Source organism: Streptomyces sp. NPDC026589 (genome assembly GCF_040638385.1).
GTDB lineage: Bacteria > Actinomycetota > Actinomycetes > Streptomycetales > Streptomycetaceae > Streptomyces.
The window spans coordinates 22,444-30,059 of the sequence record NZ_JBEZYG010000048.1 but is presented as its reverse complement, the minus strand read 5'-3'; the positions used below and the strand labels follow the sequence as shown (position 1 = coordinate 30,059).

7 protein-coding genes and 1 pseudogene are annotated in these 7,616 nt (G+C 73.6%); 5 read left to right on the top strand and 3 right to left on the bottom strand.

The window, feature by feature from the left end; genetic code table 11:
• Both recA and AB0F29_RS40525 read right to left on the bottom strand, forming a co-directional pair.
• Positions 1–707: recombinase RecA (gene recA / locus AB0F29_RS40530; protein WP_361883749.1), on the bottom strand; the 707-nt coding region annotated here is incomplete at its 3' end.
• Between the two features lie 276 nt (positions 708–983).
• Positions 984–1,085 (bottom strand): annotated as a pseudogene (locus tag AB0F29_RS40525) (DNA-binding response regulator); the annotation flags it as partial.
• A gap of 467 nt (positions 1,086–1,552) precedes the next feature.
• Between AB0F29_RS40525 and ggt the strand changes: the two are divergent.
• Positions 1,553–3,370 (top strand): gamma-glutamyltransferase, encoded by a 1,818-nt coding sequence (gene ggt / locus AB0F29_RS40520; RefSeq protein ID WP_361883746.1) that lies wholly within the window; start codon positions 1,553–1,555, stop codon positions 3,368–3,370.
• A gap of 136 nt (positions 3,371–3,506) precedes the next feature.
• Positions 3,507–4,256, top strand: a complete 750-nt coding sequence (locus tag AB0F29_RS40515; protein WP_361883743.1) for a glycoside hydrolase family 75 protein — start codon at positions 3,507–3,509, stop codon at positions 4,254–4,256.
• 21 nt (positions 4,257–4,277) lie between these two features.
• On the opposite strand, the gene map is transcribed toward AB0F29_RS40515, so the two are convergent.
• Positions 4,278–5,045, bottom strand: coding sequence for a type I methionyl aminopeptidase (gene map, locus AB0F29_RS40510; protein ID WP_361883740.1), 768 nt, complete (start codon positions 5,043–5,045; stop codon positions 4,278–4,280).
• Positions 5,046–5,118: 73 nt separating this feature from the next.
• Between map and AB0F29_RS40505 the strand changes: the two genes are divergently transcribed.
• The 3 genes from AB0F29_RS40505 to AB0F29_RS40495 all read left to right on the top strand — a co-directional run bounded on the left by AB0F29_RS40505 (position 5,119) and on the right by AB0F29_RS40495 (position 7,580).
• Positions 5,119–5,388 carry a helix-turn-helix transcriptional regulator gene (locus AB0F29_RS40505; RefSeq protein ID WP_018961443.1) on the top strand — a complete coding sequence of 90 codons (270 nt, stop codon included), beginning with the start codon at positions 5,119–5,121 and terminating at the stop codon, positions 5,386–5,388.
• Between the two features lie 54 nt (positions 5,389–5,442).
• On the top strand, positions 5,443–5,823 hold the full coding sequence (locus AB0F29_RS40500; protein ID WP_361883737.1) for a PPOX class F420-dependent oxidoreductase: 381 nt from the start codon (positions 5,443–5,445) through the stop codon (positions 5,821–5,823).
• Positions 5,824–5,954: 131 nt separating this feature from the next.
• The gene (locus AB0F29_RS40495) at positions 5,955–7,580 is read left to right on the top strand and encodes a hypothetical protein (RefSeq protein WP_361883734.1); all 1,626 of its coding nucleotides are present in this window, start codon (positions 5,955–5,957) and stop codon (positions 7,578–7,580) included.
• The last annotated feature ends 36 nt before the right edge of the window (positions 7,581–7,616 follow it).

The window sequence follows — 7,616 nt, the reverse complement described above, 5'->3', positions numbered from 1 at the left end:
TCGGTGCCGTCCTTGAGCGTCTCGATCCGGCGGATGTCCAGGCGCACCGAGGCGTAGAACTTCAGCGCCCGGCCACCGGTGGTGGTCTCCGGGGAACCGAACATCACACCGATCTTCTCGCGGAGCTGGTTGATGAAGATCGCCGTCGTCCTCGTCCGGCTGAGCGCGCTGGTGATCTTGCGGAGGGCCTGGCTCATCAGACGCGCCTGAAGGCCCATGTGCGAGTCGCCCATCTCGCCCTCGATCTCCGCACGGGGCACCAGGGCCGCCACGGAGTCGATGACGATCAGGTCGATCGCGCCGGACCGGATCAGGATGTCGACGATCTCCAGCGCCTGCTCACCGTTGTCCGGCTGGGACAGGATGAGGTTGTCGATGTCGACGCCGAGCTTCTTCGCGTACTCCGGGTCCAGCGCGTGCTCGGCGTCGATGAACGCCACCGAACCGCCGAGCTTCTGCGCGTTCGCCACCGCGTGCAGCGTCAGCGTCGTCTTGCCGGAGGACTCCGGCCCGTACACCTCCACCACACGGCCGCGCGGCAGACCACCGACACCGAGGGCGACGTCCAGGGCGGTCGATCCCGTGGGGATGACCTCGATGGGCTCCTTCGGCCGCTCACCCAGGCGCATCACCGCGCCCTTGCCGAATTTCTGCTCGATCTGTGCGAGTGCGGTGTCCAGCGCCTTCTCTTGGTCGGTTCCTGCCATGAGCTTTCACCCGGTCCGATTGAGTGGCACGCCGCACGTCGGAGAACGTGAGCGTCTACTGCCGACAACGGACGTGTCGAAGATCCAAAAACGAACATCCGATCGAATTTCGTGTCCAGTGAAAGGTATCAAACCGAGGGAAGCGGGACGGATGACGCACCGGACCGCTCCGGACGCGGACCGCGTCGCCCGCTTCCCGCCTGTCGCCGGGTAGCAAGAGCCCGTGCCGAGCTGCTCGGTTTGGGAAGACGTCTGTGAGGAGGACGGTGCGCCTGGTCACTGACGACCGAGTGGGACCAGGCCGGCCTCGTACGCGGAGATGGCCGCTGCCACCCGGTTGCGGGCGCCCAGCTTCGCGAGGACCGCGCTGACGTGTGCCGGCCGGCCGCGCGCCGAGCTCGCTCCTCTGCTGCCGGCCCGCGCCTGCCCCGACCCGTCCGACCGGGCCCGCTCCGTGTTCCGGCCGCCCGGCGCCCGTTGCGAGTTCTACCGTTCCGGCCGCGATCTGTTCGACGAAGTCGACCTCTACCGGCTCTGCTGGTCCGGCAACACACTGCTGACCAAGAACACCGTGCCCGCGAGACGCCCTTGACGTCCTCACGGAGTGAGGCCACGACCCGACACCTGAGCCCGGGGCGCCGGGCCCGGCGTGGGAGTGGAGCCGGGCGAGCCGGCCCAGCGAGGCGCTGACACCGGCGGCTGTCACGCCCAGCACGACGGTGCGCACGTCGTCCGTCACGGGCGCGCACGGCATCGGTCATCCGGGTAACCGTTCGAGGCGGTCCTGACGATCCGGCACCCCCGGGGCTACCCTGCGGCGGGAGATCCGTTGACTGGAGGTACGTATGCGCCGTTCCGTCGGCCGGAACACGTCGCTGTTGGCCGTCCTCGCCGTGGTCGCGTCGGTGGGAGCCGCCGCCCCGGTGGCCTCGTCACCGTCCGCCGCCCCGCGCCCCGCGCCGCCCAAGTCCCCGGTGGCGGTGGGCTACGGGGGAGCGGTGGCGAGCGTCGACCCGGACGCTTCGGCCGCCGGGATCGAGGTGCTGCGCAAGGGCGGCAACGCGGTGGACGCGGCCGTGGCCACGGCCGCCGCGCTCGGCGTGACCGAGCCGTACTCGGCGGGCATCGGCGGCGGTGGCTACTTCGTCCACTACGACGCGGAGAAGCGCACCGTGCGGACGATCGACGGCCGCGAGACCGCGCCCCGCAGCGCGGACGCCTCCCTCTTCCTGGAGAACGGCAAGCCGATCCCCTTCGAGGAGGGCGTGACCAGCGGCCTCGGCGTCGGCACCCCCGGCACCCCGGCCACCTGGGAGCGGGCCCTGGACACGTGGGGCAGCAAGTCCCTGCGTACGCTGCTGAAACCGGCCGAACGCCTGGCCCGGGACGGCTTCGTCGTGGACGGCACCTTCCGCTCGCAGACGGCCGCCAACCAGGCCCGGTTCGCCGACTTCCCGGCCTCCGCCGAGCTGTTCCTGCCGGGCGGCGAACTCCCCGCCGTCGGCTCCGTGTTCAAGAACCCCGACCTGGCCCGTACGTACGAGAAGCTCGGCCGGGAGGGCGTCGGGGAGCTGTACCGGGGCGAGTTGGCCGACGACATCGTCCGCACGGTGCGCAAGCCGCCCGTCGACCCGGACGCCACCCGGGTGGTGCGGCCCGGCGATCTGACCCGTGCGGACCTCGCCGCCTACCGGACCCTGCGCAAGGACCCGACGAAGGTGAACTACCGGGGCCTGGACGTCTACGGCATGGCGCCCTCCTCGTCCGGCGGCACCAGCGTCGGTGAGGCCCTCAACATCCTGGAGTCCACCGATCTTTCGCGCGCCGACCGGGTGCAGTACCTCCACCGTCTGATCGAGGCGAGCCGGATCGCGTTCGCCGACCGGGGACGCTGGGTCGGCGACCCGGCGTTCGAGGACGTCCCCACGAAGGAACTGCTGAGCCAGCGGTTCGCCGACGCGCGGGAGTGCCTGATCCGGGACGACCGGGCGCTGACCAGCCCCCTGGCGCCGGGCGACCCGCGCGACCCCGTGCGGTGCGGCAGCGGCGGCACCGCCGCGCCCACCACGTTCGAGGGCGAGAACACCACCCACCTGACGACGGCCGACAAGTGGGGCAACGTCGTCGCCTACACCCTGACCATCGAGACCACCGGGGGCAGCGCCATCACCGTGCCCGGCCGTGGCTTCCTGCTCAACAACGAACTGACCGACTTCTCCTTCGCGCCCGCCAATCCGGCCGTGCACGACCCGAACCTCCCGGGACCGGGCAAGCGGCCGCGCTCGTCGATCTCCCCGACCATCGTGCTGAAGCACGGCAAGCCGGTGCTCGCCCTCGGCTCGCCGGGCGGGGCCACGATCATCACGACCGTGCTCCAGTCGCTCACCGGACACCTGGACCGGGGGCTCCCGCTGGTCGACGCGATCGCCGCGCCGCGCGCCAGCCAGCGCAACGCGCCGACGACGGAGATCGAGCCGGACCTGTGGAACAGCCCGGTCCGCGCGGAGTTGGAGAAGCTCGGCCACGCCTTCAAGCAGAACCCGGAGATCGGGGCCGCCACCGGGGTGCAGCGGCTGCCCGACGGACGCTGGCTGGCGGCGGCGGAAAAGGTGCGCCGCGGCGGCGGCTCGGCCATGGTGGTGCATCCGGGCGGCGGTCACTGAGCCGGCCGGACGAAGCAGGGGCCCCGGGGCCGGTATCGCGCGACAGAGCGCGCGGTGCCGGTCCCGCGGCCTTGGCGTGCCGGCGAGGGGACCCGTACCGGGGTCCCTCGGTCTACGGAAAGGGTCCTTCCGCACCATGCGTACCCGCATGCTCGCCCTGACATCCGCCGCCTGCGGCGCCGCGCTCCTCGGAGCGGCGGCCCTGCCCGCGTCCGCCACCGGCGCCGGGGCCGGCGCCGGTGGCGGTGGCGGCCAGGAGCCGGAAGCGGCCGGGGCGACCGCCGTCGAAGGGGACGCGACCGCGGCGACCGCCGCCGAACTGCTGGCCGAGGTCCGCGCCTGCGCCCGGACCTCGAAAGGCGCCTACCGCACCGACAGCGGCAGCCCCAAGGCGACGGTGCCCGTCTGCGACACCAAGGACGCCGTCTTCTGGAAGGCGGACATGGACATCGACTGCGACGGCCGGAAGACGAAGGCCTGCAACCGGAAGACCGATCCGTACTTCCAGCCGGAGACCGCGTTCCAGAGTTCCCGCGGCGAACCCCTGGACTCGGCCGCGCTCCCCCATGTGGTCGTACCGGGCCCGAGCAAGGTGTGGGACTACCGGAAGTCGGGGCTCACCGGTGGCAGCGTCGTGGCGGTCGTGTACCGGGACCGGGTGCGGTACGGGGTGATCGGCGACACCGGCCCCACGGGCATCATCGGGGAGGCGTCGCACGCCATGGCGAAGACCCTCGGCATCGATCCCGACCCGTCGACCGGAGGAGCCGAGTCCGGTGTCACCTACATCGCGTTCAAGGACTCCCGGGTCTCCCCGATCGAGAGCCGCGCGCGGGCGCGGAGCCGGGGAGCGGAACGGGCCCGGGAGTTCGTCGGGCGCTCATAGGAGGGCAGCCCGTACGGGTGCTCACAGCGCGGTCAGGACGCGCGGGCCGTCGTTCGTGATCGCCACCGTGTGCTCGGCGTGCGAGGCCCGGCTGCCGTCGGTGGTTCGCAGCGTCCAGCCGTCCTCGTCGTGGCGGAACTCGTCGCCGCCACCGCCGATGAGCATGGGCTCGATCGCCAGGACCATGCCGTGCCGCAGCGCCATGCCGCGCCCCGGCCGTCCCTCGTTCGGCACGGACGGGTCCTCGTGCATGGTCCGGCCGATCCCGTGGCCGCCGTACCCGTCCAGGATGCCGTAGCCCGCCTTGCGGCAGACCGTGCCGATCGCGTGGGCGATGTCGCCGATCCGGTTGCCGACCACGGCCGCGCCGATCCCGGCGGCCAGGGCCTCGTTCGCCGTGTCGATGAGCCGGGTGTCGGCGGGGCGGGCGTCGCCCACGGTGAAGCTGATCGCCGAGTCACCGGCCCAGCCGCCCAGGAGGGCTCCCGCGTCCACGCTGACCAGGTCCCCGTCGCACAGTGGATCGGCGGAGGGGATGCCGTGTACGACCGCGTCGTTGACCGAGACGCAGATGACGGCCGGGAACGGGGTGGGCGCGAAGTGCGGCTTGTAGTTGAGGAAGGGCGAGGAGGCCCCGGCCGCGCTCAGCACCTCGCGGGCCGCCTCGTCCAGTTGGCGAGGGGTCACGCCGACCGCCGCCACCTCTCGCGCCCGGGTCAGGATCTGCGCGACGACCCGGCCGGCCTCGCGCATCGCTGCGATGTGTGTGTCCGTCTTGATGTGCACCATGCCCATTACTATACCGGTCGAACCGGTATAGTAATGACGGTATAGAAATGGCATTCCGTAGTACGATGGGCGCATGGTTCGCACCCCTCTGACACCCGAAGAGCGCCTGCGCGGCGAACGGCTCGGCGCGTTGCTCCGCGCGGCGCGCGGGGAGCGCAGCATGGCGGCCGTCGCCGCGAGCGCCGGAATCTCCGCGGAGACCCTCCGGAAGATCGAGACCGGCCGCGCCCCCACGCCCGCCTTCTTCACCGTGGCCGCCCTCGCCGGTGCGCTGGGCCTCTCCATGGACGAGATCCTCGGCCGCTGCGCGCCGGAACCGGCCGCCGTCCCGCTGATCGCGTAGTCCGGACCGTGCCCTGACCGGCGGGTCTCCTTTCGGGGCGCGTAGGGTCGCGCCGTGACTCTCCAGGACTTCGCGCGCAGCGAATACGTCAGCCTGACCACGTACCGGAAGAACGGCACACCCGTAGCCACGCCCGTCTGGGCCGCCGCCGAGGGCGATGTGCTGTACGTCTGGACCCGCTCCGACTCGTGGAAGGTCAAGCGGCTGCGCAACAACGGCGAAGTCGTCGTCACCGTCTGCGACGTGCGCGGCAGGATCGCCGAAGGGGCCCCCAGCGCGGAGGGCACGGCGAAACTCCTCGACGAGGACGGCACCCGCGCGGCGCGCAAGCTGCTGGCGCGCAAGTACACCTGGAAGTTCTGGCTCGTCGACTGGCCCGCGACGGTCGCCCGGCTCGGCAAGCGCCCGCACACCGGGATCGCCATCACCTTCTGACTCCCCTTCCGGACCCCCCGCGTGCTCCCGCCGCATCGTGTCCGAAAGCTGCGCGTAGCCGCCCCGTAACACGCCTGCGGTCGAATGCCTCCGGACGGGAAGGCTCCGGTCGACGGTCGGCGAGGGCGACAATGACGGTGCATCAGCAGACTGACGAAGTAGGGGCGTTCGCGCAGTACCTGCGGGAACTGGTGGCGCGACTGGACCCCGGACACGGCTGGTACGGGGTCTTCACCCGGCGCGACCCGGTCGGCATGCGGTCCTGCCTGGACGGGGCGGAGATCCCGCCCTGGGACGTGGTGGAGTCGTTGCTCGCGGACCTCGCCGCCCTGCGCGGCGCCCGGTTCGCCGAGCAGGTCTCGGTCCGGGCCGCCGCGCTCTACTCCGTGTCCGCGGCCACCCACGACCGACGGCCCGGTGGACGCCAGGAGCTCGTCCACCGGCTGGAGTTGATGGTCCGCGAGCAGCACCGGGCGGCGGAACGCCTGCGCGGCACCGGGCCCGGAGTCCCGGACCCGGCCGAACCGGAAGCGCTGGCCTGGGCCCGCGACGACCACGAACGCGCCACCGCCCGCTGCGCCGAACTGCGGGGGCGGCTGGCGGCCGTGACGGTCCCCGAGGGCTGGTTCCGGGCGGAGGAATCCGACGGGCGGGGGGCGGGGACCGTCGCCGCTCCCGGACCGGCAGGGCCCGTCGAACCACCCGCCGTCGGTGCCGGGGCGCCCGCCTGGGGCGTTGGGGCTGCGGGGGCTGCTGGGCCCCCAGGGTCTGCCGGGCACGCCGGGCCGCCCGCCGCAGCTGCCGCGCCGCCCGTCGAGTCGCCTGTCGGGCCTGCCTGGTCCGTCAGGGTCCCCGAGCCGCGTGCCGAGGCTACGGGCGCGGCGGCCGGGCATCCGCCTCCCGGTGGGGCCGGGAGCGGCGACGGGGCCCGGGCCGCCGCCTCGGCCTTCACCGCCGATGCCCCCGACGCCCCGGCCCCCACCGCCCCCGCCCCCGCTCCCCGGCCCAGGAAGCCGCGCGGAGCCCGGTTCGCCGGCCTGGAGGTCGACGAGGAGGCGGAGGAGGCCGGCTACGCGCCCTCGCCGCTGCCCGGTCCGCCCGCGCCCTCGCGCTCGGGTCCGCCCGCTCCGCGCGGCGCCCGTTTCGGCGGGGGCGCGGGGGAGGAGAGGCGCGAGGGCCGGGGCGCTGCCAGGCGGAACCGTGCGCCGGACGCCCTGCCGGATCCGGCCGCCGGACAGGCCGTCGCCGGGGCCGTCGCCCAGCTGATCCGGCTGCGCGCCGAGGGCCGCGGCGGCGAGGCGTACGTGGTGCTCTGCGAGGTCGCGGCCTGGCCCGCGCCCCGGCTGCCGGTGCTCGCGGTGGCCCTGCACCGGGCCGGGCTCGCCGCCGACTGGACGACCCTGCTCTGGGAGGTGTCCTCGCTGCCGCCCGCCGGATTCGCCGCCGCCGCGGGCGCGCTGGCCGTCGCCGGGCGTGAGGCGGACTGCGGGCTCCTGCTGCGCCAGGGCGTCGCGCGGCCCGCCGCCGAGGTGGCCGAGGCGGTGCTCGCCCTGGAAGGCGCCGGCCGGGAGCGGGAGGCGCGGGACCTGCTCGGCGCCTTCGTCCGCGTACGCACTCCGCAGGAGGCCGCCGAACTGGCCGGGACCGGCGGGACCCGGCTGTTGCCCCTGCTCCTGGCGGCGGCCCGCGAGGTGTCGGTGGAACGGGAGCGGGACCTGGTGCACGCGCTGCGGGTGGCGGGCGTGCCGGGCGTCTGAGGTTCCCGGGTGTGTCGACGCCCCCGGGGGCGCCTT

Excerpts from the sequence above, each read along its gene's own strand:
- AB0F29_RS40515 (WP_361883743.1), top strand. The coding sequence starts at position 3,507 with ATGCGTACCCGCATGCTCGCCCTGACATCCGCCGCCTGCGGCGCCGCG.
- map (WP_361883740.1), bottom strand. The coding sequence starts at position 5,045 with ATGGTGCACATCAAGACGGACACACACATCGCAGCGATGCGCGAGGCC.
- AB0F29_RS40505 (WP_018961443.1), top strand. The coding sequence starts at position 5,119 with ATGGTTCGCACCCCTCTGACACCCGAAGAGCGCCTGCGCGGCGAACGG.
- ggt (WP_361883746.1), top strand. The coding sequence starts at position 1,553 with ATGCGCCGTTCCGTCGGCCGGAACACGTCGCTGTTGGCCGTCCTCGCC.
- AB0F29_RS40495 (WP_361883734.1), top strand. The coding sequence starts at position 5,955 with ATGACGGTGCATCAGCAGACTGACGAAGTAGGGGCGTTCGCGCAGTAC.